Below are 22,780 nucleotides of genomic sequence, written 5' to 3'. Positions count from 1 at the left end.
CTGTCTCTCGGTTCTTAATTCACGCTATGAGAAAGTTATTACTCCAGTTTGCCGGTTCTAGAGAAAACTTCTAGTTTTGCTAAGTATGGAGAAAGATCGCCAATGTTTTTCGCTACCCAATCCGCGTTGTAATAGGTATCAAGATAACGTTCGCCACTGTCACACAGCAAAGTCACAATAGATCCTGTCTCACCTTTACGTTTCATTTCACAGGCAAGCTGCAATGCACCGTAGAGGTTAGTTCCGGTTGATGCACCGGCTTTTCTGCCAAGAATGTTTTCTAACCAGTGAACGGTTGCGACACTTGCGGCGTCGGGGATTTGAAGCATTTCATCGACGACATTGGGAATAAAACTCGGTTCTACACGTGGGCGACCTATGCCCTCAATTTTACTGCCGCAATCTAGTTTGATGTCTGGGTTACGGGTTTTATAGAAATCGAAGAACACCGAGTTCTGCGGATCTACAACGCACAATTTAGTGTCGTATTGTTGATAGCGAATAAAGCGCCCTATAGTTGCGGAAGTGCCGCCAGTTCCCGGGCTCATCACAATCCAAGCTGGTACTGGGTGGTCTTCCATTTTCATCTGGCTATAGATGCTATCTGCGATATTGCTGTTACCACGCCAGTCTGTTGCTCTTTCAGCATAGGTAAACTGATCCATGTAATGACCATTCAGCTCTGCGGCTAAACGGCGTGATTCTGCATAGATCTGATCAGAACGGTCGACTAAATGTGCCTTACCACCGTAAAACTCAATTTGTTCGATTTTTTTAATTGCCGTGCACTTAGGCATGACTGCAATAAAAGGCAAACCGAGCAAACGAGCAAAGTACGCTTCTGAAACAGCAGTGCTGCCAGAAGAGGATTCGATAATTGGGGTCTCTGGACCAATCCAACCGTTACAAATGGCGTAGAGAAACAGCGAGCGGGCAAGGCGGTGCTTTAGGGAACCAGTTGGGTGGGTACTTTCATCTTTCAGATATATATCAATGCCCTGTAAACACGGTAAATCAAGTTTGATTAAATGAGTGTCAGCAGAACGTTGATAGTCAGCTTCGATTTTTCGAATTGCGCTGTTTATCCATTGATGGTCGGTACACATGTTTTTTCTCCCTAAAGTTTATATTCATAATCTAGCGATTTATCAGGAGAAAAACTTTGCTAATTTTTTCGTGTTTGTTTAATTTTGGAGAAAATAATTCTCTCTAAGTGGGTTTTTGTATGGCTTTGGATAAGGTTGATCGCAAAATATTGGCAATATTGCAGCAGGACAGTACGGTTTCTCTTAATGATTTGGCGGAAGCAGTGAACTTAACGACCACGCCATGTTGGAAACGTCTCAAGAAGTTGGAAGAGTCAGGCATCATTGCTAAGCGCGTCGCTTTGCTGAATCCGGAATCACTGGGCCTATGCTTTACCGTGTTTGTTTTGGTTCAGACCAGCGATCATTCCCATGAGTGGTATCGGAAGTTTGTCGCAACCGTGGAGGAATTCCCTGAAGTGATGGAGTTCTATCGTATGGCGGGGGAGTACGACTACATGATGAAAGTGCTGGTCAAAGACATGAAAGACTATGACCAGTTCTATAAAAAACTGGTCAACAGTGTTGCAGGCCTTAACAACGTGACTTCAACATTTGCCATGGAATCGTTGAAATACACCACTGAGCTACCGTTAGGTCATTAATCTTGGCCAACACAGAGGGTAGTTAACCGAATATCCAAGCAATGAGCAGAATGACGGCCAGCATCACGCCAAACGCTTTGAGTAACGGTTTGATTTCAGTAGAGCCACCTTTCGGTGGTTGGTTACAACAGCCCATAATTTCCTCCGATTAGGTTAAGGATATACCGTTACTGTAATCCTTAACCTAAGGGGAGAGTAAAGAAAAAATTAGGGCTTAAAGCGCATTACGCCTTCTTGAACAGCAGTAGCCACTAAGTGGCCTTGTTGATTGTAGATTTCGCCACGCACTAAGCCACGGGTGTTGCTTGCAGTCGGGCTTTCAATGGCAAACAACAACCATTCATCCATCTTAAATGGGCGGTGATACCAGATAGAGTGGTCGATGGTCGCCACTTGGAACTTGGGTGTAAGCAGTGTGACCTGATGCGGGTGTAACGCAGTGACTAAAAATCCCCAGTCAGAGGCATAACCCAAGATATATTGATGAATAAGCTGGTTGTCTGGCATTTGGCCGTTGGCTTTCATCCACAAATATTGTTTAGGCTCTGCCTTTTGTGGTTTGAGAGGATTGATAACCGTAACAGGCCGAATTTCAATCGGCTTTTCACCACACAGCATTTTTTGAACCTTTTCAGGAAGCAGGTGAGCTATCTGAGCGGCTAGTTCGGATTCTGAAGCAAAGTTCTCTGGCCCAGGGATATCCGGCATGGTGTTCTGGTGCTCAAAACCTTCGGCTTCTCCATGATATGAAGCCGTGAGGTAAAAAATTGGGCGTCCGTTCTGGATCGCTTTGACTCTTCGGGTACTGAAGCTTCTGCCATCACGGAGGTTTTCAACATCATAGATAATCGGTTTTTCTGAATCACCCGGATATAGGAAATAGCTATGGAATGAGTGAACCGTACGTTCTGGATCGACGGTGTAATGCGCAGCTGAGAGAGCTTGGCCTATTACTTGCCCGCCATAGACTTGAGGTAATCCTAAGTTCTCACTTTCTCCACGAAATAAGCCTTCTTCTAATTTTTCTAATTGCAGCAAGTTCAATAACTCTTGCAGAGGTTTACTCATAGCTTGTTACCCTTTCCTTATGAATCTTTATCTGACGCTGTTAGTTTGTTTATTGAGTCAATTGTTTGTCAATAGCTGACCTAGCTCCGTGACTGTCATAGTCCATCTCGGCTAATATTCAGTTAACGTGTTGATTTAAAAACACAGCTATTGAATGAGTACTAAGTATATTAGTGGTAACTGAAGCAATATGACAGCCTAGGACACTGAATCTATACTGATTTGTATGAAATTAGCTTGGTCGAAAGATCTTATAAGAGAGGCAAAATGAAAAAAATAATGCTGTTGGTAGTATCGTTGGTGGTGGGGTCTATATTTATGGTCGGTTGCCAAAGCTCTGAAGCGTCAAAGCCACAACAAAAAATCCAGTCTATTACTGGCACGGTTGCTTACCGTGAGCGAATTGCATTACCCGATGACGCGCAAGTTACCGTCGTATTGCAAGACGTATCGAAAATGGATACCGCAGCGGTAGTGATTGCAAAACAGCAATTTATTACCAACGGTCATCAAGTTCCTTTGACTTTTGATTTGGCGTACGACAGCACTAAGATTCAGGAAAACCACCGGTACAGTGTTTCTGCCCGTATTGAGGTGAACGGTAAACTGCGCTTTATTACTGACACCCAATATGCGGTTATTACCGATGATAACGCGACGACACACGTTGATTTGCGATTAATCGGTGTAGGGGCGAAATAAGCCTACTGCGATTTTAAACACGTTAATTAAAAAGAATGGCAGCTTTAGGGCTGCCATTTGTATTTCTTAAGAGATATTTTTCCGGTGCTGCTTACGGCAATGCCTTCTGCAACTAAATGTTCTCTTTGCCTCTCCCAATCTGGTCCAGTCAGCGAGATCTCTCCTTTACTGTTAATGACTCTAAACCAAGGCAATTTACTTCCTTCAGAGAGGTTACCGAGCGCTTTACCCACATGTCGTGCGTATCCGGGATAACCCGCCATTTTCGCTATCTCACCATAGGTAGAAACTTTCCCTTCGGGGATTCGATAAATGACGGTGAAGATATGTGATAGAAATTGGTCCATACTGAGTCAGTCCTAGTTCTAAATTTACCAAGGATCGGTTTAAGGAGTGGGAGGGTTATTTTCAACTTTTCTGTTCAGTACTGCAATGTTAGTGAATGCAAACACCGCGGTACCCGACTTTGTATAGGTAGCTTAGGTAAACTTGTTCGCGACGACTTGGCTAACGGAGTCTATTTTGCGCTGTTCTTATGAGCAGGTTGAACGAAAAGACAGCGATTAAAATCAAATCTAGTGCAAAAATATGCCGTACGGATTGCAAAAAGCTTTATGCAATCAAAGTCAGTTTCGATACTATTATTCCACATAAAAAAATAAGAATTATTAATAACAACGTCTATGTCCAGAGCCATGCACATTTGCGGTTGGTTGTTGGTGTTTTTGTGTTCTTCGCAAGCACTTGCCGCTAATACAAATGATTCACATAAAGTCTATTTCGTCGCGACTGAAGCTGACGATGTAGTGTCGCGCGTTATTTTTGATGACGTCGCATATCGCTTTAATATCGATATTGAATATGTGAATTATTCGAGCTTTGACGCCATTCTCAAATCTGTTGAAGCTGGGATCAGTGACTTCGCAGCGAATGTGACTTATACCCCTGAGCGTGCCGAGCGTTTCGATTTTTCTCGCCCGACCAACATTGAATACACCTATCTATTTAGTAAAACCAATCACCATTTGGAAGATATGCATAAAGTAGGGGTACCTGCGGGAACGATTTATGGAGACTTAATTCTTCAAAATTATCCCAATATTGAGTTGATTGATTACTACGGTTCAGCGGAAGCGAAATCGCTACTTAAAAATAACAAAGTTGATGGTGTGGTAGATGCGATAAATCAGCTAAAGCCGATGCTATTAGCGGGGTTTGATGCTCAGCTTCTTAACGACAGAATCTCTATTCAGCCTGTATCTATCGTGACACTAAAAGGTGAGAACGCAGAACTACTGCTTGAAATCGAACGTTACGTTCATTCCGCGCGAGTGCAGAAGTTGCTTCGTGAATCTATCCAAAAATATCAGTTCGATATTCGTAAGCATGCATTACGCCAAGCAGTGATAGACAGTGGTTTGAGCATTCAGCGACCGCTGAAAGTGAAGTTGGAAAACGTCAGCCCTTATGCCATTTATCATCCGGATGGTGGAGTCAGTGGTATCAGTGCAGATATCGTTTTCCGTGCCTGCGACATTTTGCTGTTGAAGTGTGAGTTAGCCAGTAAAGCTAATGAAACATGGGAGAGTATGTACAACGATATTCGCCAGCAACACATTGATATTATTGCCCCACTGACTATCACCGAGCAGCGTAAGAGCATCGTTAATTTCAGCGAGAGCTATTACCATCCTGAAGCCGTGATGATCAAAAGAGAAGGTTACAAGGATTTTGTATACAGCAATGTGTCTGAACTAATCGCAGAACGTATTGGTGTAATCAAAGACGACTTCTTTGCAGATTTGCTGCATCGAATGCTGCCGCGCAAGGAACTCGAAACATTCCTCACTCAAGAAGAATTGATTGAAGGGCTTATGACAGAGAAGGTTGACTACATTGTTATGAGCCGAGGCAATTTTAATCTCTTTTTACGTGAATCCGATCAGTTGTTGCCCTTTGTTGAGGATTCAATGATTGGCGGCTTCTATAAGTTTGATGTCGCTATCGGTTTTACCAAAACCCCTTTGGGTGAATCTTTAGCATCACTATTTAGCCGCGCTATTAAAATGATGGATACGCAGAAAATCATAAAAACTTATGATTATCAGCCCGACTGGCGTGCCACCTTAGTGGTTGAAAAGCGCTTCACTCGTCATAGCCAATGGTTATTTGCGACCGCATTTGGACTATTAGTTATCGTTGCTTTATATCTACACAAACAATCAAATACCGATAACTTAACCAAACTGCGTAATCGTCGAGCTCTGTATCGCAGATACAGTAGGGGCTTAGCAGGTAAAATATCCGTTGTTTATCTCGACCTAAACCATTTCAAACAAATCAATGACAATTACGGACACGAAATCGGAGACAAGGTACTAAAGCAACTTGCGCATAGAATCCAGCAAGTGTGGCAAGGGCATGCTTACCGAATTGGTGGTGACGAGTTTATTTTGGTTGGTAATATAAAACGTGACCAGTTGGAAGAAATCCAAGCTTATTTGCAACGATTCGTGTTTGTTGATGTTGAGCGTGATGTGAGTTTTGATGTGACAGTGGCTATGGGCGTTTCAACAGATCGAGATAGCTATATGTCTCTGCAAGAAGTGTTGCACCAAACCGATCAAGCGATGTATGTGACAAAACATCAAAGAAATGTAGTAACACCGATTCGAATGAGACATCGATAAACGAATCCAATGCACTCGATTTGTTTAATTGGTGTCCAATTGGTTCACAATCAAAGACATTACTAGGATTTAGGCTTGCAATGATGAAGTCGATGCTTGATAATCCTTCCCACTCTTTGGCACAAACCAAAGATGCTCTATGGGGGCCCTGGTCCTCCCGCAACACTAGTTCGTAAACCTGGTCAGGTCCGGAAGGAAGCAGCCACAGCGAATGACGTGTGTGCCGGGATGTGGCTGGGGCTTCCACCCATCTAAAACACGCAAATCTCTTTTTTCATTCTCAATCAGCATTCATCTATCCTAACGTAACTCGTCAGAATACAAGCCTATCTCTTATTTACTTTGAACTTGTTGGTTCAAGCGTTCTTGAAGTACTTTTAATATCTCAAGGCAATGGGCTATCACTGTGTGGTTATCACCACTCATATATGCCGTGGTAATGGCTCCTTCTTTTAGCACACATATTGATTCTAATAATATCGGATCTTTGCTGTGAAGATGCCTTTGAATTACTTGGCGTACTTGCAGTTTGTGCTGGTTACAGAAACGAGAAATTTCACAACTAGTATCGCTAAACTCTGCGGATGTATTTATAAAAAAACACCCTCTGAAATCTCCCAACGCAGGTTCTTGATTATCAAACCAACTGGCTAACGACTTGAATAAGTTTTCGATGACACTGGCATCGGAGTCTGAATCGGAAAGCTTGCTTTCTAGCCAGTCAATAAAACGTTCATGACGTTGGTGTAAAGCCGCTAATATCAGCGCCTCTTTGCTATCAAAATCCGTATACAACGTTCTTTTCGCCACACCCGCGGATTTCAGAATTTCATTGATCCCTATGGTATTGATCCCGTTTCGATAAAAAAGCTCTAACGCTGTATCGACTAATATCTGACGTTTTTTACTCATATGCACGCTCCTTTGAAAACTATGTTGACATAAGTAGACCACTCTGTCTATTTTATAAGTGTAGACAGAGTGGTCTACTAAAAGGAGAGCAACTACATATGAACAGTATTATTTTGTCAATTATTGCAGGGGTTGGAGCAAGTATTGCTATCGGTACATTGTCTTATTTTGATCATACTTTTTACGACATCGCTTTATTGATGGCGCCATTTGGTGCGACCACGGTGCTGGTGTTTGGTGTTCCAGATAGCCCTTTGGCTCAGCCAAAAAACGTAATTCTAGGACATTTACTAACGGCTTTCGTAGGGGTGTTTTTTGTTCAGTTTGTTGGTGTGTCGCCTATATGCCTAGCTTTGGCCACAGGAATAGCGGTTAGTTTGATGCTGGTAACGAAAACCACGCATCCACCAGCGGGCGCTAATCCACTGCTAATTATGTTATCGGGACAAAGCTGGGGATTTTTGATTAGTCCAGTTCTGATTGGGGCTGTCGTTATTGTATTGGTTGGCAAAAGCGTTGGGATTGTAAGGCAGAGATGGATTTTAAATAATTCCCAGTTTTGATAGCCAATAGTACAAAGGTAACCAAATCTGAGGATTAGGTGAGTTCGCGTTCTGCTTATGGACTGACTCACCTTCGTTCCTTCATTGACGAGACGAAAGTGATATTCGATTGGATAAATTGTCCAATATCGCGATTGAGGAAGTCCTCGATCATGTTCTAGGACTCGGAACACCTAAGTTTTGCTTATGCTGATTGCGAAATGTGTCTATAACATTATGGAGTGAGTCATGAACTTAAAGTGGGTAGTTTCGCCATTTTTACTATTTCTATTATTTTTGAACAATGCATCTGCACAAAATATTGGTTTTAAGCAAGTAATCATTACTACAGAACCGAATCGGCCGCTATCTGTTGCAATCTGGTATCCAACTCACCAAGTGGGTCCGCTTGTAACTGCTGGCGAAAACCCAGCTTTCATCGGCACTCAGGTAATAAAAAACGCGACTATTGACGTTAAATCGGCTCCAGTTGTTCTACTCTCTCATGGATATCGAGGAAACTGGAGAAATCTCAACTGGCTTGCATCTGCTCTTGCACACAGGGGATATATTGTTGCTGCGCCAGACCATCCGGGGACAACCACATTTGATCATGCACCGGCGAAGGCCGCTAAGTGGTGGTTAAGAGTTCTAGATATTTCGCATGTCTTAGATTATCTGCTATCGAATGAACAATGGAAAAATGTCATCAATCGTAGTGACATTTCTGCAGTAGGTCATTCGCTTGGTGGTTGGACAGTTATGCAACTTGCAGGCGCAGTATTTGATCGTCAAACATTTAAACAACAGTGCTCTCTTTATCCCGGGCCTAGAACTTGTGGCCTCGCGAATGAACTGGGGTTGGAAGAAGCCCAGGAAAATGAGCCAGCATCTGGAACATTGTATGACTCACGGATAAAGCGAGTTGTTAGTCTTGACCTAGGTATGGCCAGAAGTTTCTTACCTTCAAGCCTTAATGCCATTCATCATCCGGTATTAGTTCTCGCTGCGGGCATTGATATTGGTGATTTGCCACAGGCTTTGGAGTCTGGTTATCTCGCTGAGCATCTGCCTTTATCATTGAGGAGATATAAAGTGTATGAACAGGCAACACACTTTAGTTTCATCCAACTTTGTAAACAAGGAGCTGTCTCTCTGCTTGAAGAGGAGGTACCTGGCGACGGTGTGATATGTAAAGATGGAAAGGGCTCTAAACGTAGCGATCTCCACCAGCAAATCTTTAGTGATGTTTTAACTTTCTTACTTAGTCCGGATTAATTTGAGGTACCGTTGTGTTGACTGAATTGGTGTGACGATAATCAGTGGGCGTTTGCCCAGTGATTCTTGAAAATTCCCGATTAAAATTAGACTTAGTTTGAAAGCCTGAGCTCAGATAAATATCAGTTATCGGCATATCACTGCTGACTAACAAATCTTTAGCGTGATTAATTCTGTAAGTGTTAATGACTTTTGAGATGTTCTCACCGTATTTATGATTTACCGATGCTGAGATTTTTCTGGCGGGGATAACCAGCTTTCTGGCTATTTTACTTAGTGTCAGGTTGGCATCTTTAAAGACTTCATGCTCGGTCATTAGTGTCTCGAATTGACTCAAAATGCGCGATGTTTCATCTTCATTCAAACTTGGTATCTCTTGCAGAGCTACTTCAGATTGTTCTTTTCTGTTTTGTTGACGTTCCTGTTGTTCAGTTGCCACTTCACCTGATTGAATCGGGGTACATATGCTGACAAAAACAACCATACTAGCAATAGCAGGTATCAGGATAAGATAGCTGACCGATAGTATTAAGTGTGTATGCACCCCTGAAGAAGCAAAAAAGTCATAGGATATAGCGCTGTCAGTTAAAGCTGAGATAATTAATAGCAGTCCGGTAGCTCGTTCAGCAATTGAAACCTGCGTTAATTGATTTAATGAAACTTCTTCGGCTGGAGAAAAAGACGATTTTATAAGGCTTAATCCATAAAATAAGGACAATAACGGAACCAAATAATCAATGATATTGGGCCACAAATAGGGATAGCTGAGTGAGCATAGTGCAACGATAAGCGGCCCTAAGCTATGAAGAAAGTAGCTAGAAGAATGCCGGTGTGCCTTTGAAAAAGAGAGCCAAGCAGTAACAGGTAAACAGGCACCTAAGATAGGTTGAATAGCGCGTAGAAAAGGGTAATCCATTGTCCAACGTAACCCAACGACTGTCATGGTGATGATACAGAGAAAAATAAAGCCTATTGGTTTTTTCCAATGATTAGGTGCTTTCAGCCTCAATACGACAATAACTAGAAACAGTAGAAAGGCAGCAACAAATGGTAATGGAATACTTAACATACAGAATTAACCCTTTCTACGTACATTACTTGTGGCTCGCGCAATAAAAATAACATTAATAACTAAAATGCTTTGTTGAAGAGTATGTCATTTTAAAATGGCGGTTAAGTATACGATGATAGGATGAAGAAAGTTAGTTCAGAAGTGAGTCATATCAATCTGTTCTATTCTGATGTCAAGCTGCTGCAATGTATCAAAACAAACTTAAATTTAGATGGTCATCCGGCTGTCAGATGACCATCACTGTTAGTTGTTATTGCTCCAGTTTGGACAGCACAATATTAGTTAATTCGATGTCACCGTCTGTGATGCCGAAACTAAGTTTTGTGCCCGGTTTTTGATACATTCGAACACTCAGTGCCGTGCCGTTGATGTACAGAACTGCGATATCGTCATCAACGATGATAGACAGTTTGTACTCGGTATCATTTTGTAGATTAATTGGTCGCTCCAATCCCTTATTCATATACTGGAACCAAGGCCAGTTCGGTGTTTTGTCGAAAGTAAGCTGTTTTTCGTTGAGTGAAAAACGGTATTCATACGCTTCTTCGAGTTCATTCCCATAAATGAAAATAGAGAACCCACGAGTACCTTCTGCAATTTTCACCGTTGCTTCAAGAGTAAAACAGGTTGAACTGTTCTCAGTGAGAACTTGTGTTTTATGGGTATCAATGGTTTGTAAATGGACATCTGCCAATGCTGTCTTGACGCAAAATGCATCCAGCACTGATTTAACCGGTTTTACGCCCAGTGAGTAGTCTGGTCGTTGGTAAACTTCTTGAGGAACGAAAGTGCCTCCCCATTCATAATTGCCCAAATCGTCATCATTTTCTTTTGTTGGAACCCATCCGAAAAGAATACGATTGGTGCCATTTGTCGCTGTACGGCCGGCATAATATGCTCTGCCGTCAAAAGCATCGTCATGAGGTGCAATCCAAGGACCATCAAGGCTACGACTCATTCGATAGATCATTTTGTTTTTGTCACTGAACTCAGAAACAATCAGATACCACCACTCGCCAATTTTAAATAGCTCCGGCATTTCAATCATTGTGAACAATCCCGGATACCAGAAGTCTCCTTGAAAGTCCCACTTGTTCATATCTTTACTGGTAAAAGAAACCAAGCGACCGGTACGTTCTCTGTTATCACCTGGGGCTCTGGCTCCGAGTACCAGCAAATACTCTTCTTTCTCATCATTCCAGACAATAAACGGGTCACGCCAAGCAAATACGTCGTAGCCTTCTTGTGGAACGATCTGTTCTGCATTGCCATTCTTTTGCCAGTTAATTAAATCATGGCTAGTCGCCTGCATGAGCTTTTGTGAAGGAATGCCTTTCTTTTTGAAAATTTTATTAGCACCGGTATAGAAAGCGGTATAGGTGTCTTGGGCGGTTTGGTACACGCTGCCCGCATAGATGTATTGGTCTTGATCATCATTTGAACCATGTTCTATCGCCGTGCCATGTTCTTGATAGTGGCGAAAATCTGATGTGGTACAAAGTGACCAGCCAAAAGGTTCACCCATCGGGCCTGGGTTACGAGTATCGCGCTGGTGGTAAAGATAAAACACACCATCTTCGCAATAGGGCATGCAGTCGCCAAACCAGTGGCCTTCGGGTTGATAAAAAATCTTATACATAAACAAATCTCTTCTTATATCTATATTGCAAAGTGAAAACGAGTGACTCGGGGTTATTTTTTGTTAACCGCAGAGATGAGGTAAGAAATAACAAATGCGCCACCAAAGGCGATACACATGCCAATAATATAGTTCAGCAAGCTACCTGGTTGCGTGATAACCATGCCCGGAATACCTGTCATTCCTACCGCTGTCATGCCGACTTTGGTTAATACTACGTATGCACCGCCCAAAGCACCGCCAATAAGTGCCGCAACGAATGGCTTTCCATAGCGTAAGTTCACACCGAAGATAGCCGCTTCTGTAATGCCCAACATACAGGAGATGCCAGCTGGAACGGCGATGGCCTTAACTTTTGTATCTTTTGCTTTAAATGCTACCGCAAGACATGCACCACCTTGCGCCACGTTAGCCATCGACCAGATAGGTAGCAGGAAGTTTACTCCCACTTCAGGGTTGGTTAGCAGGCCAGCTTCAATGGCATGGAAGCTGTGGTGGATACCGGTAATGACAATCATTGAGTAGGTACCGCCAAACAAAAATCCAGCAAGCCAGCCAATGTGTTCATAGATAAAGCTGAGTGAGAGAGTGATGCCATCACCGAGTGCTCGTCCGATAGGACCTATAAACAACAACGCGACAAAACCCGTTAAGATGACCGTAACAAAAGGGGTGACGATAAGGTCGATAGAATCAGGAACAATACGGCGCAGTTGCTTCTCAACGTTACTCATAAACCAAGCGGCGAGTAGCACTGGAAAGACCGTTCCTTGATAGCCAATCATAGCCACATCAATGCCGAAAAAGTCCATGGTGTTGTAGCCGGAAGCCACTCCCCAGGCATTAGTTAACGCTGGATGAGTCAGAATGCCGCCTAAAACCGCACCTAGGAACGGGTTACCGCCAAATTCTTTAGCGGAGGTAAAACCAATCAGGATCGGTAAAATAATGAATGCAGCGGAACTGCACATATCGAGCATGATAAATAATGCACTGTCTGGGGCTGCCCACCCATTGGAGCGAACGAGGCCAAGCAATCCCATTAGCAGACCGGCTGATGCTATAGCCGGAATAATAGGTACGAAGATGTTTGATAGAAGTCGGGCTATGCGCTGAAACGGATTCAACTTTTGTGTCGCGATATTAGTGAGCTCAGCCTTTGATGTTTCACTTAAACCGATCTGGGAAACAAACTCCGCATACACTTTGTTGACTAGCCCTGTACCAAAAATGATCTGAATTTGTCCGGCGTTGACAAAACAACCTTTAACACCTTCAACGTTATCGATTTCTGCTTGGTTTAGCTGACTATCATCTACGAGGACAAGTCTTAATCGAGTGGCACAATGAGCGGCACTACTAATGTTCTCTTTCCCTCCCAATAAGGGAATCAAGTCTCTGGATATCTTCTCTATGTTCATATGACCACCGTATTTTTGTTTCTTTTTGGTTTAGTAATGATGTTTGCTTTGGTGATTATTCATAATGACAAATAAATAACAAATTGATCTTAATAGAATGGAGATCGTGATCAATTTATTTGTATAGATACAAATAAATGACAACTTTTGAGTGGTAATGAGAAGGATGTTTGGGTTTTATAGAACTAAATTGGTTATTGATTTGTATCTTTTGTATGTAATAATTATTGGCAACAAACAAAGGGGAAATCATGCTGTATAAGAAATTAATGCTGGATCTAAAGGCTCGTATTGATTCGGATGAGTTACAAATTGGAGATTCCTTGCCGACAGAGAAAGAACTGATTGAACACTATTCAGTTAGCCGAAGTACGGTACGCAAGGCGATTGATGAGCTTGTTAAACTTGGATTGGTCGAAACACGCCAAGGTTCAGGTTCCAGCGTGATCAGTAAAGCGATGGCCAATTCCATGTCGAACCTGGTCACTACCAAAGAAATGCTTGCGGATTCGGATAAGCGACTGGTTTATAAGGTTGTAGAATTTCAGTTGATGTCTCCGGATGAAAAAATAGCCAATTTCTTAAAAATAGCTCCTTCAGAAAAGGTGTATTTTATCCGTCGTATTAAGTTGATTGATGATATCCCGTCGATTTACGAAGACTCCTATATGCCTGTTGCCTTGTTCCCACAAATCAATCTTCTTTCGCTTGAAGGCTCTAAATACAAATATTTAGAACAAGATTTGGGTTTTAAAATTGACGGAGCAATTCAAGATTTTGAAGCGATTATGCCGGACGAAAATATTTGCGCTGCGTTAGATGTGTCGCCAGATCGACCTCTGATTCGTATCCATTCAGTTGGAAAACTTAAAGATGGAAGGATTTTTGAGTATACGAGAACAAGCCTAAATCCGGAAAAATACACGTATCAGCATTATTTAAAACGCTAACGTCTATTGCAGAGCCATAGAACCTAAGTTTTTGACTATTACCCAAGGTATACATTCGATTCTAAAAAATAACATTTCAACGTCGTTATATTACTATTTATAAATCAATCAGTTAGTGCTGAACGTGATTCATCAAACATTAATAGGCTAAAAAGTGACCAGTTCGATGAACTGAATCACATCTATTTGTTCAGCACTTTGATCCTAAATCTTTTGTCTGCAATTTTGATAGCTGAAACGATTCAGCTTAAATGTCAGAAAAATTATTTAAAGGATCAAACTATGAAAATAAAACCACTTGTTGCAGCTCTTACTTTGGTTGCACCGCTTTATGCTACAGCAGCAGAATTTACCCTAACCGATACCGCAACGAATACTTATGTTGAAAATTGGGAAATTACGAACCAAAAACTTGGTTTTGGAAATATCCCTTTTAGCATAGAAAAAGTGCGCTTACATGGCGGTAAGCAAGAAGGCGTTGACATTATTGTCATAAAGAATGGTGAGCTGGAAGTGACCTTAGTACCAACCAGAGGTATGGGGATTTTTGACGTTAAGAAAGATGGCAAACGAGTGTTAGGCTGGGATTCGCCAGTAAAAGAAATTGTGAACCCAGCCTACATTGATTTGGAAAGTCGTAACGGGCTCGGTTGGTTGGATGGCTTCAATGAAATGATGGTACGTTGTGGTTATGAATGGACGGGGCATCCAGGGGTAGATGACAATGGTCAACTACTTAGCTTGCATGGTCGAGTTCAAAATACGCCAAGTTCGACAATTAAAGTCATTATTAGCGACGAGGCTCCACACACTATTACAGTTGAAGGTGAAGTGTCGGAAAGAACGTTTAAAAAAGCAGAGCTAGTAACAAAAACATCGTTTTCTATTACTCCTGGAGAAAACAGCTTCTCGCTCAGTGATATTTTGACCAACAAATCTGATTACGACGATGAATACCAAATTATTTATCACTCTAACTTTGGCAGCCCAATATTAGAAAAAGGTGCAAAAGTGTATGCCGCTGCCAGTGAAATTTCTCCCTTTAATAGCTACGCAGATAAAGGCTTGAAAGATTGGCAAACTTACCTAGGCCCAACTAAAGGGTATGATGAGATGGTTTACAATCTAAAACCTGTCGCAGATAAGAGCGGAAACACATTAGCGGTGTTACATAACAAGGCGGGCAACCTAGGTGTATCAATGCAATACAATACCAGCCAACTGCCAGTTCTGACGATTTGGAAAAACACAGATACTTTACAGCAAGGTTATGTTACGGGAATTGAACCTGGTACCAGTTACGCCTACAACACCAAGTTCCAACGTCCTCTGGGCCTAGTCCCGACGATTCATGCAGGTGAAAGTAAACATTTTGATCTAACGTATACGGTATTGTCTTCTTCAGCAGAAGTGGATAGTGCGGTTAAAGATGTGAATAAACTTCTGAATGGTAAAAAAGTGCAGCAAGTGCATGAGCCAATCGTCGATCTAAGTAAAGTTCAGTAAGCCATAGTGCTTCCATTGATGCAGAGAGGCGGTATTTTTACTATTGGTAAAGCTTAATAAACGCTTTTTGTCGAAGTCCCAACCGTCATCATTGAGATAGCTAAATGATGACGGTTGGGGATAAGCCTCAAATGCTATGAAACTTTTGATAACCTACGATTGTTTTTGCTTTCGGCTCACTAAATGGTTGGAAGCGGCTGCTGCGAGCAACGCACCACCGATCACTAAAGTTTGATAGTAAGCTGGGACAAGAGTGAGCATTCCGACAGTGAGCGTCATTATAATGAGAGCTCCGATAAAGGAACGCAGCACCTTTCCTTCACCACCGCTAAATGCTGTACCGCCAATGAGTACGACCAAAATGGCGGTCAACTCCATACCGTCACCGGATAATGGGTCACCCAAAGACATAAAGCTTGCACGGGCAATTCCAGCAAGAGAAGCGGTTGCCCCGACTACTGCGTAAAGAATGAATACGACTAATCCGGTTTTAATCCCAGATAATTTTGCAGCTGTTGGGTTACCCCCTGTTGCAGCAGCGTATTTTCCGAGTAACGAACGACTTTGTAGAACAATTAAAAGTACAGTTACACCAACGGCTACCCAAAACGCCATAGGTAATCCCATAAGCACGGCATCACGAGCATAATCGTTGAACCAACTCGGCATCTTCATATCACCCACCGATTTAATTGCGGAGACGCCATCTTCCACTAATAAAAGCGCCATACCTTTGTACAGACTTAAAGTGATGAGTGTGGCAATAACCGGGGTGATGTTGAGTTTTACCACGAGCAGGCCATTGAATGCACCAAGCAGAACCCCCCACATCACGGTGATACAAAATGCGGGGAGAAATGGTATGCCGTTTATTGCAAGTAAAGCATAAATAACCGCAGTTAAGCTCATGGTACTGCCAACGGATAAATCGATATAGCCAGATACCATTAATAGGGTAAATGCACCGGCGAGAACCAGTATAGGAGCTGATACACGTAGAATGTTGATGACATTCTTTTTGTATAAAAAGTTACCGCGCTCAAACAGTGGATATTGGTCGAGATTGACGCTACTGAGAGCGATGACAATGGCTGCCAGTACAAAGTAAATATAGTAATTGCGGATAAAATCAGCGATTTGATTTCCTAAAGCTGGTGTCGTGCTTAACACTTTTGTTGATTCAGACATTGCTTTCACCACCATCATTTGTTTCTAAAGGATAGAGCCCAAGTTTGAGCCGTTATTGCTAGAAATACCGCAATAGCTTTTAAGATAAATTGCCAGTCAGGAGAAAGGGTTAGGCCAGTCGCTGCCGAGGTCACCACTGCGAGTATAATGGCGCCAAAAAACATCCCTATGACGGAACCAAAACCACCTGCGATGGCGATGCCTCCTAATAGCGCTATAACTAAGGCGTCGAATTCCATTAATAAGCCTCGGTTTGAAAATCCAGACTTAAATTCTGAAGAAAGTAAAACACCGACAATTCCAGCGATAAGAGAACTGAATAGGTAGAGGTAAGTGATATGCTTGACACTGTCGATACCCGATAGTTTTGCGGCTTCCGGGTTAGAACCTATCCAGTATGTAATACGACCAAACACGGTTTTGCGTTCAATAAAAATTGCACACGCTAGAAGCAGCAGCATGAACAACACTGGAAACTGCAATGATGTGCCAAATACTTTTAGGTTTCCTAGGTAACCGAACTCAGCAGGTAAGTTGGTATTTCTTTGTGAGCCTTGTGTGATAACTTGAGCGATACCTCTCGCCACCATCATGGTGCCGAGAGTAACGATGATAGAAGGGATCTTAAACCTGACCACAAATAGAGCATTTAATGCTCCAATTACCAGAGCGCCGAGCAGGGCTCCGAGAATAGCAAGCCAATAGGGCAAACCTAGTCCTGTAGAAAGTTCCGAACCTCCGATAGCGGATTGAGCAAACCAAACGGAAAGCACTCCCGACAAAGCAACGATGCCGCCTACAGATAAGTCAAAATTGCCTGAAACTAAGAGAAAAGAAACGCCAATCCCTAAGGCTATGACTGACCAGTTGTTGGTCACTAAGTTCAGCATGTTCTGTACTTGAAAGAAGTTTGGAACGAATACAGAAGCGACCAAAAAGAGTCCGATAGCGACACCAGCCACCAACATGGTGATATACATTTGGTCGCTAGCTCTATCCTTCAAACGCTCTGGTGAGTTGCTAGAATTTATTGTTGAGTGAATCATACAGCCTCCCGAAGTCCACCAGTTGCGGCGTTCAAGATAAAGTTGGTATCGATGTTAGGTCCATTGGTGATTTCAGATACGAGCGAACCGTCATAAAGGAGGAATATTCGATCACACACACCGAGGATCTCTTCCAATTCGGTAGAAAAGACCGCGACAGAGTTACCTTGGTTCGCAAGCTGTTTGACTAAGTCATAAATTTCTTTTTTTGCGCCAACATCGACTCCCCGTGTTGGTTCATCAAGCAAAAGTAGCTTTGCTTGAGAAAACAGACATTTAGCTATAACGACTTTTTGCTGATTGCCGCCGGACAGTTTCTCCGCGTGCTTTTCTATTGAGCTTGTTGCAATAGACAGCTTTTCAACATATTCATGTGCAGCGTTTAGTTCATCTTGTTCTTTGAATACGCCAAAATCGGACATTCGAGGTAAATTCATCACTGGAATGTTTTCGCGGATGGTTAAATTGGTGAACAAGCCTTGAGTGCGTCGTTCCTCTGGGACAAGTGCTATGCCTGCTGCAATCGCTTCTCTGGGGGAACGCCCAACTTGTTGCCCATTAAGTTTGATTGATCCTGACACTTCATCTGCGCCAAAAATCGCGCGGGCGATTTCAGTTTTTCCTGCACCTACAAGTCCATAAAAGCCAACAATTTCCCCTTTTTTAATGGTGAATGAAACCTCTTTTAGCCTGTGGTTGGAAAGCTTTTCAACGGATAAGAAAACGTCATCGCTGACTGTATCTCTGGGTGTGTAGTCGTGACGAATACTGCGGCCAATCATCATTTCAATAAGTTCTTCTCGACCGTTTACGTTATTCATTGACTTGGTCGCAATATGTTGACCGTCGCGCATTACTGTAACTCGGTCACCAAGCGACAACACTTCATCGAGTTTATGGGAAATGTATATAACAGTGACATGCTGTTGCTGAAGGCGTCGAATGACACTAAATAGTCTTTCCACTTCGCGCTCGGATAAAGCGGCAGTAGGCTCGTCCATAATGATCACGCTTGCCCCCGATGACGATGCACGGGCAATTTCTACAATCTGTTTTTGAGCAACGCTTAGTGTCGACACTCTGGCATAAGGGTCGATCGACGGTTCAATCGTTGCTAGGGTATTGATAACTCTCGCATCCAAATCAGACTTAACAAGGAAACCAAATCGGCTTTGTTCCATGCCTAGCGTTAGGTTCTCAAGTACCGTCAGTTCATCTACTACATGCAGTTCTTGGAACAGGGTCGCGATACCAGATTCTCGAGCACTTTGCGTCCCATTAGGTTTGTAAGGGTTACCATTAACCTTCATCGATCCCTGAGTTGGTTGTATCGCACCAGTGATCATTTTTACTAAAGTGGACTTACCCGCTCCATTTTCGCCAATTAGGCAATGGACTGTACTTCGTTCAATTGAAAAGCTGACATTGTTGACTGCTCTGACTCCAGGGTAGTCTTTAACAAGCCCTTCAATTGAGAGAACAGTAGTTGAATTCTGAGTATTCAAGTTGATCTCTCCTTCAGTTGCTGATTCTTCAAAACTGTTCTGTCGCTATAGAGGACACAGATGAAGCCGCTCTTTCCTTGGTTATGAGATGTTAGAGTTTGAATAGCGAAAGGGGCGATCCAGTAAGATCGCCCTTACACCAAGAGTTAGTTACTGAACTGTGCTTCTAGCCACTGCTCAGCATCTGGTTTTGGCATTGTCCAATAGGAGATCGTATAAGCTTTGTAGAAGAACTCTTCAGCCTTGTTACTGCTTGATGCGACTTTGTTGTTGATTACGTCCATGACTAAATCGATACGTCCGCGTGCTGTTTCAATTGGTGGTAGTCCCATTGAAACTTTCAAGCTTGAGTTTGGATCGTAGATTTGTTCAAACTCAACGGAGTCAAAGTCGACACTTGCTACAATTTCAGTCACCGGTTTGCCGTCTTTAAACTTACCGCGACCAAGCTGCGAAAGGCCTGCCATAGTTCCTACCGTCAGATTCGATGCTTCAGAGTAAATAAGGTTTACTTCTGGTTGTTGAGTTAATAAGTCAACGATGATCTGTTTTGCTGCTTCTTGCCCGCCACTGGCATCAAGCGCTCCAAGGTTTTTCGCATTAGGATCAACTGAAAAGACGCCCTCTGCGAAAGGATTGGTTCGGCCTGAGTTCACTTCGGTATGGTTTGGCCAGCCTAACTGAACCATCACTATTGGTTTATCGGGATGAGCTTTTTTCCACTCTTTTGCCATTTGTGCACCCATCTCGAAGGATACGGTTGCTTCATCACTTCGCGCTGTTGGAATACCAGTGTCAGTGATAGGGCTAAAGAATGAGGTCATTGCAATTTTTTCGCTGAGAGCTTCTTGTACGCCAGGTGTTGCAGCTTCTCCATCCCATATATGCAGTGACGCTCCATCAAAGGCCCCTGCAGCAACTTGGTCGACATTTTGTGTCATCACTGCTGAGTCTGCTTTTCCATCAAAAATGACAACTTCAGCACCGTACTTCTCTTTTGCATACCGTTTGGCTTCTGTTGCTTGTGATTGATGGAACACATTTGAAAGATCCGATACAAAAAACGCAATCCGTTCATTAGCTAGTGTTGTTGTTGCGAAACTGGATGCGACGAGAATACTCGTGGCTATTAGTCCCTTATTTAGCATCTTTGTTAAAGTCGCTGACTTCATAATCTTCTCCGTTTACATGTGGTATTCACTCGTCTTATGAGCAACAACTGCTATTTGAATTATGTCGATATCATTCTCGTCGCTAGCAGTACAACAGGTTGTTCTCGCTGATGTGAATTATCTTTCAGACAGGTGAAATATATTTCACGTGTTAAAACTTAGTGAACAAAATGTAACAGGTCAACGTCATATCGATACGATACGTATCAGTTTTGGTAATAAATGTGATCTTTGGCACTTAAATAGATAAATTGATACGTTTGGTATCATTTTGACTTGTACTTCGTCATTTTTGTGATTACTTTTTACGCAGATGAAATAAATTTCACCTGTGATTAACATTTATTTTGGCGTTGAGATGAACGATTTTGGCCAATGTTGATGAGTAAATAGGGGGTTGGTATGGCGATGAATGAGCGAGATGACATCTTAAGGCAGACGGCTAAGATTTTAACTTTACGTTATATGGAAAATTGCAGCCAGTCAGATATAGCCAAATTAATGGGGTTATCGACCGCGAAGGTGAATCGTGTCATTAAGCAAGCTCATGATGATGGTTTGGTAGAGATTACCTTAAAGTTACCTCAGGAACGCAGCTACAGTTTAGAGCAGAGCCTACAGCATATATTTACCCTTAAAACAGCGGTGATTCAGCCAAGTCTCAGCCAAGATGAAGTCATCATTACTCAACAAGTTGCGCAAGCGGCGGGTGAACTACTTATTGAAACAATCAAACCTAATAGTGTTGTCTGCATCAGTGGCGGAAAAACGATGTCAATGATAGTTGAACAACTCAAGCCAATGAACTTTCCCAATGTATGCGTGGTACCCGCAACGGGCGGGGTACAAGGGCGACACTTTACGGATGTGAACTATCTCGCTTCTAAATTGGCTGAGAAGTTGGGTGGAAAAAGTGCTCAGTTACATGCTCCGCTTTTCGTAGATACCGATGAGCAACGTGAAATGCTTATGGAGATGCGAAGCGTGAGGGAAGTTCTAGATATGGCACGAAACGCGGATATTGCTATGGTCGGTATTGGTTCAGTGTCAAGTAAAACAGACAGTTACTACGACTTAAGAACTTTGAGCGGTAAACAGTTTGAGGAGCATATTAGCCATAAGTGTCAGGGTGAGGTTCTTGCTCATCTCTACGACCTAGATGGCAAAGCATGTGCTGAACAGGTCAACAGCAAGCTAATTGGTCTAAATCTAGAGGAACTTGGCAATATTGAACACAGTTTTGGTGTCGCCGCGACAAAGTCAAAAGTAAAAGCAATACATGCTGCACTTAAAGGCGGTCTGATCAATGGATTAGTGTCTGATGAAGAGACAATTGCCAGCGTTTTGGAATTAGCTAAATAGGGAAGAATTATGCAAACGAGAGAAATTGGACAATCTGGTATTGAGGCTTCAGTTATTGGATTGGGAACTTGGGCTATGGGTGGTTGGATGTGGGGCGGTACCGATGAGAAAGCGGCTATCGAAGCGATTCATGCATCATTAGACAATGGCGTTTCCCTTATTGATACGGCACCTGCGTATGGGCTTGGAGTATCAGAAGAGCTTGTTGGGAAAGCAATTAAAGGAAAACGTGACCAAGTTGTTCTTGCAACGAAGTGTGGGTTGGTTTGGCACACGAACAAGGGTAATCACTTTTTTAATGAAAATGGAAAACCTGTCCATCGTTATCTTGGTGCTGATGCTATTCACTATGAAGTAGAACAGAGCTTAAAACGTTTACAAACAGATTATCTCGATTTGTATATCACGCATTGGCAGGATCCAACCACGCCAGTAGAAGAAACCATGGATGCGTTACAGACGTTAAAAAAAGCGGGGAAAATTCGTGCAATTGGTATTAGCAACGTGAGTAAGGAAGATCTCGCTGCTTATCAAAAGTGTGGTGTTGTCGATGCGGTGCAAGAGAAATATAACCTTATCGAACGCGAACTTGAGGATAGCTTGCTACCAATGACCATCAAGAACAACGTGGCTTGCCTTAGTTATTCTTCGCTTGCTATGGGGCTATTAAGCGGAAAAGTATCACCTGAACGTACTTTCACTGGCGATGACCAGCGCATTACAAATCCGATGTTTGCAGTAGATAACCGCCGTAAGGTTCAAGAGTTTTGTCAATCAATAGAACCTATTGCTACACAGAAAAACATTACAGTCGCACAGTTGGTGATTGCAGCGACATTGCAACAGCCAGGAATAACGTACGCACTTTGTGGCGCGAGAAATGCGCAACAAGCGGTAGAAAATGCCATTGCAGGGCAAGTCATTCTTTCTCTTGAAGAAGTGAATCTTATCAATACCAAGTCACATGAGTTTTTTAGAAAACTTGAATTGGCGCAATAGCGACTTATAGGTATCGACCATGTTACTTGGCAGGATGC

20 protein-coding genes and 1 other RNA gene are annotated in these 22,780 nt (G+C 42.6%); 10 read left to right on the top strand and 11 right to left on the bottom strand.

The features are described 5' to 3' along the window. Nucleotides 1-38 precede the first annotated feature (38 nt). The gene (locus P4S58_RS09790; protein WP_337163827.1) at nt 39-1,106 is read right to left on the bottom strand and encodes a PLP-dependent cysteine synthase family protein; all 1,068 of its coding nucleotides are present in this window, start codon (nt 1,104-1,106) and stop codon (nt 39-41) included. 119 nt (nt 1,107-1,225) lie between these two features. Between P4S58_RS09790 and P4S58_RS09785 the strand changes: the two genes are divergently transcribed. Beyond that, a complete protein-coding gene (locus tag P4S58_RS09785; RefSeq protein ID WP_042490136.1) occupies nt 1,226-1,690 on the top strand; it encodes an Lrp/AsnC family transcriptional regulator in 465 nt (154 codons plus the stop codon). A gap of 207 nt (nt 1,691-1,897) precedes the next feature. Here the strand turns inward: P4S58_RS09785 and tesB are convergent, their stop codons facing one another. Continuing rightward, nucleotides 1,898-2,758, bottom strand: coding sequence for an acyl-CoA thioesterase II (gene tesB / locus P4S58_RS09780; RefSeq protein ID WP_337163826.1), 861 nt, complete (start codon nt 2,756-2,758; stop codon nt 1,898-1,900). A 267-nt stretch (nt 2,759-3,025) separates the two neighbouring features. Between tesB and P4S58_RS09775 the strand changes: the two genes are divergently transcribed. Beyond that, nucleotides 3,026-3,460 (top strand): YbaY family lipoprotein, encoded by a 435-nt coding sequence (locus P4S58_RS09775; protein ID WP_102952853.1) that lies wholly within the window; start codon nt 3,026-3,028, stop codon nt 3,458-3,460. Nucleotides 3,461-3,504: 44 nt separating this feature from the next. Here P4S58_RS09775 and P4S58_RS09770 read toward each other — a convergent pair whose 3' ends face one another. After that, nucleotides 3,505-3,807, bottom strand: a complete 303-nt coding sequence (locus P4S58_RS09770) for an MGMT family protein (RefSeq protein WP_337163825.1) — start codon at nt 3,805-3,807, stop codon at nt 3,505-3,507. A 336-nt stretch (nt 3,808-4,143) separates the two neighbouring features. Between P4S58_RS09770 and P4S58_RS09765 the strand changes: the two genes are divergently transcribed. Together P4S58_RS09765 and ffs are read left to right on the top strand one after the other, a co-directional pair. Next, nucleotides 4,144-6,150 (top strand): diguanylate cyclase domain-containing protein, encoded by a 2,007-nt coding sequence (locus P4S58_RS09765; RefSeq protein WP_337163824.1) that lies wholly within the window; start codon nt 4,144-4,146, stop codon nt 6,148-6,150. 146 nt (nt 6,151-6,296) lie between these two features. Next, an RNA gene (gene ffs / locus P4S58_RS09760) (signal recognition particle sRNA small type) lies at nt 6,297-6,393 on the top strand. A gap of 90 nt (nt 6,394-6,483) precedes the next feature. On the opposite strand, the gene P4S58_RS09755 is transcribed toward ffs, so the two are convergent. Next, nucleotides 6,484-7,062 (bottom strand): TetR/AcrR family transcriptional regulator, encoded by a 579-nt coding sequence (locus P4S58_RS09755; RefSeq protein ID WP_337163822.1) that lies wholly within the window; start codon nt 7,060-7,062, stop codon nt 6,484-6,486. A gap of 98 nt (nt 7,063-7,160) precedes the next feature. On the opposite strand from P4S58_RS09755, the gene P4S58_RS09750 reads away from it, so the two are divergent. Together P4S58_RS09750 and P4S58_RS09745 are read left to right on the top strand one after the other, a co-directional pair. Continuing rightward, the gene (locus P4S58_RS09750; protein WP_102952881.1) at nt 7,161-7,625 is read left to right on the top strand and encodes an HPP family protein; all 465 of its coding nucleotides are present in this window, start codon (nt 7,161-7,163) and stop codon (nt 7,623-7,625) included. A 228-nt stretch (nt 7,626-7,853) separates the two neighbouring features. Continuing rightward, nucleotides 7,854-8,882 carry an alpha/beta hydrolase family protein gene (locus P4S58_RS09745; protein WP_337163819.1) on the top strand — a complete coding sequence of 343 codons (1,029 nt, stop codon included), beginning with the start codon at nt 7,854-7,856 and terminating at the stop codon, nt 8,880-8,882. On the opposite strand, the gene P4S58_RS09740 is transcribed toward P4S58_RS09745, so the two are convergent. The 3 genes from P4S58_RS09740 to P4S58_RS09730 all read right to left on the bottom strand — a co-directional run bounded on the left by P4S58_RS09740 (nt 8,869) and on the right by P4S58_RS09730 (nt 13,014). Then, complete coding sequence (locus P4S58_RS09740) at nt 8,869-9,951, bottom strand: helix-turn-helix domain-containing protein (protein ID WP_337163818.1); 1,083 nt, start codon at nt 9,949-9,951, stop codon at nt 8,869-8,871. The genes P4S58_RS09745 and P4S58_RS09740 overlap by 14 nt on opposite strands. Nucleotides 9,952-10,204: 253 nt before the next feature. Further along, on the bottom strand, nt 10,205-11,593 hold the full coding sequence (locus P4S58_RS09735) for a glycoside hydrolase family 32 protein (RefSeq protein WP_337163817.1): 1,389 nt from the start codon (nt 11,591-11,593) through the stop codon (nt 10,205-10,207). A gap of 53 nt (nt 11,594-11,646) precedes the next feature. Next, the gene (locus P4S58_RS09730; protein ID WP_102963177.1) at nt 11,647-13,014 is read right to left on the bottom strand and encodes a sucrose-specific PTS transporter subunit IIBC; all 1,368 of its coding nucleotides are present in this window, start codon (nt 13,012-13,014) and stop codon (nt 11,647-11,649) included. 251 nt (nt 13,015-13,265) lie between these two features. Between P4S58_RS09730 and P4S58_RS09725 the strand changes: the two genes are divergently transcribed. After that, nucleotides 13,266-13,964 (top strand): GntR family transcriptional regulator, encoded by a 699-nt coding sequence (locus P4S58_RS09725; protein ID WP_337163816.1) that lies wholly within the window; start codon nt 13,266-13,268, stop codon nt 13,962-13,964. A 282-nt stretch (nt 13,965-14,246) separates the two neighbouring features. Next, complete coding sequence (locus tag P4S58_RS09720; RefSeq protein ID WP_337163814.1) at nt 14,247-15,470, top strand: aldose 1-epimerase family protein; 1,224 nt, start codon at nt 14,247-14,249, stop codon at nt 15,468-15,470. A 153-nt stretch (nt 15,471-15,623) separates the two neighbouring features. Here P4S58_RS09720 and P4S58_RS09715 read toward each other — a convergent pair whose 3' ends face one another. The 4 genes from P4S58_RS09715 to P4S58_RS09700 all read right to left on the bottom strand — a co-directional run bounded on the left by P4S58_RS09715 (nt 15,624) and on the right by P4S58_RS09700 (nt 20,381). Continuing rightward, nucleotides 15,624-16,658 carry an ABC transporter permease gene (locus P4S58_RS09715; protein ID WP_337163812.1) on the bottom strand — a complete coding sequence of 345 codons (1,035 nt, stop codon included), beginning with the start codon at nt 16,656-16,658 and terminating at the stop codon, nt 15,624-15,626. A gap of 14 nt (nt 16,659-16,672) precedes the next feature. Next, entirely contained in the window at nt 16,673-17,704 is a 1,032-nt protein-coding gene (locus P4S58_RS09710) for an ABC transporter permease (protein ID WP_337163811.1), read from the bottom strand. After that, the gene (locus P4S58_RS09705) at nt 17,701-19,209 is read right to left on the bottom strand and encodes a sugar ABC transporter ATP-binding protein (RefSeq protein ID WP_337163810.1); all 1,509 of its coding nucleotides are present in this window, start codon (nt 19,207-19,209) and stop codon (nt 17,701-17,703) included. Before P4S58_RS09705 ends, P4S58_RS09710 begins: the two co-directional genes overlap by 4 nt. Nucleotides 19,210-19,355: 146 nt before the next feature. Next, nucleotides 19,356-20,381 carry a substrate-binding domain-containing protein gene (locus P4S58_RS09700; protein WP_337163809.1) on the bottom strand — a complete coding sequence of 342 codons (1,026 nt, stop codon included), beginning with the start codon at nt 20,379-20,381 and terminating at the stop codon, nt 19,356-19,358. A 402-nt stretch (nt 20,382-20,783) separates the two neighbouring features. Here P4S58_RS09700 and P4S58_RS09695 point away from each other — a divergent pair, with 402 nt between their 5' ends. Both P4S58_RS09695 and P4S58_RS09690 read left to right on the top strand, forming a co-directional pair. Continuing rightward, nucleotides 20,784-21,743 carry a sugar-binding transcriptional regulator gene (locus tag P4S58_RS09695; protein ID WP_337163807.1) on the top strand — a complete coding sequence of 320 codons (960 nt, stop codon included), beginning with the start codon at nt 20,784-20,786 and terminating at the stop codon, nt 21,741-21,743. 9 nt (nt 21,744-21,752) lie between these two features. Beyond that, the gene (locus P4S58_RS09690) at nt 21,753-22,742 is read left to right on the top strand and encodes an aldo/keto reductase (protein WP_337163805.1); all 990 of its coding nucleotides are present in this window, start codon (nt 21,753-21,755) and stop codon (nt 22,740-22,742) included. The last annotated feature ends 38 nt before the right edge of the window (nt 22,743-22,780 follow it).

The sequence above is a fragment of the Vibrio sp. Hal054 genome (assembly GCF_037162405.1).
Taxonomy (GTDB): Bacteria; Pseudomonadota; Gammaproteobacteria; order Enterobacterales; family Vibrionaceae; genus Vibrio; species Vibrio diazotrophicus.
This window is presented reverse-complemented; position numbering and strand designations above follow the sequence as displayed.

Bases quoted from the DNA above. Each gene is read 5' to 3' on its own strand.
- P4S58_RS09720 (WP_337163814.1), top strand. From the start codon at position 14,247: ATGAAAATAAAACCACTTGTTGCAGCTCTTACTTTGGTTGCACCGCTT.
- P4S58_RS09700 (WP_337163809.1), bottom strand. From the start codon at position 20,381: ATGAAGTCAGCGACTTTAACAAAGATGCTAAATAAGGGACTAATAGCC.
- P4S58_RS09740 (WP_337163818.1), bottom strand. From the start codon at position 9,951: ATGTTAAGTATTCCATTACCATTTGTTGCTGCCTTTCTACTGTTTCTA.
- P4S58_RS09730 (WP_102963177.1), bottom strand. From the start codon at position 13,014: ATGAACATAGAGAAGATATCCAGAGACTTGATTCCCTTATTGGGAGGG.
- P4S58_RS09735 (WP_337163817.1), bottom strand. From the start codon at position 11,593: ATGTATAAGATTTTTTATCAACCCGAAGGCCACTGGTTTGGCGACTGC.
- P4S58_RS09715 (WP_337163812.1), bottom strand. From the start codon at position 16,658: ATGTCTGAATCAACAAAAGTGTTAAGCACGACACCAGCTTTAGGAAAT.
- P4S58_RS09755 (WP_337163822.1), bottom strand. From the start codon at position 7,062: ATGAGTAAAAAACGTCAGATATTAGTCGATACAGCGTTAGAGCTTTTT.
- P4S58_RS09775 (WP_102952853.1), top strand. From the start codon at position 3,026: ATGAAAAAAATAATGCTGTTGGTAGTATCGTTGGTGGTGGGGTCTATA.
- P4S58_RS09725 (WP_337163816.1), top strand. From the start codon at position 13,266: ATGCTGTATAAGAAATTAATGCTGGATCTAAAGGCTCGTATTGATTCG.
- P4S58_RS09765 (WP_337163824.1), top strand. From the start codon at position 4,144: ATGTCCAGAGCCATGCACATTTGCGGTTGGTTGTTGGTGTTTTTGTGT.
- P4S58_RS09690 (WP_337163805.1), top strand. From the start codon at position 21,753: ATGCAAACGAGAGAAATTGGACAATCTGGTATTGAGGCTTCAGTTATT.
- P4S58_RS09770 (WP_337163825.1), bottom strand. From the start codon at position 3,807: ATGGACCAATTTCTATCACATATCTTCACCGTCATTTATCGAATCCCC.
- P4S58_RS09745 (WP_337163819.1), top strand. From the start codon at position 7,854: ATGAACTTAAAGTGGGTAGTTTCGCCATTTTTACTATTTCTATTATTT.
- P4S58_RS09785 (WP_042490136.1), top strand. From the start codon at position 1,226: ATGGCTTTGGATAAGGTTGATCGCAAAATATTGGCAATATTGCAGCAG.
- P4S58_RS09710 (WP_337163811.1), bottom strand. From the start codon at position 17,704: ATGATTCACTCAACAATAAATTCTAGCAACTCACCAGAGCGTTTGAAG.
- P4S58_RS09790 (WP_337163827.1), bottom strand. From the start codon at position 1,106: ATGTGTACCGACCATCAATGGATAAACAGCGCAATTCGAAAAATCGAA.
- tesB (WP_337163826.1), bottom strand. From the start codon at position 2,758: ATGAGTAAACCTCTGCAAGAGTTATTGAACTTGCTGCAATTAGAAAAA.
- P4S58_RS09750 (WP_102952881.1), top strand. From the start codon at position 7,161: ATGAACAGTATTATTTTGTCAATTATTGCAGGGGTTGGAGCAAGTATT.
- P4S58_RS09695 (WP_337163807.1), top strand. From the start codon at position 20,784: ATGGCGATGAATGAGCGAGATGACATCTTAAGGCAGACGGCTAAGATT.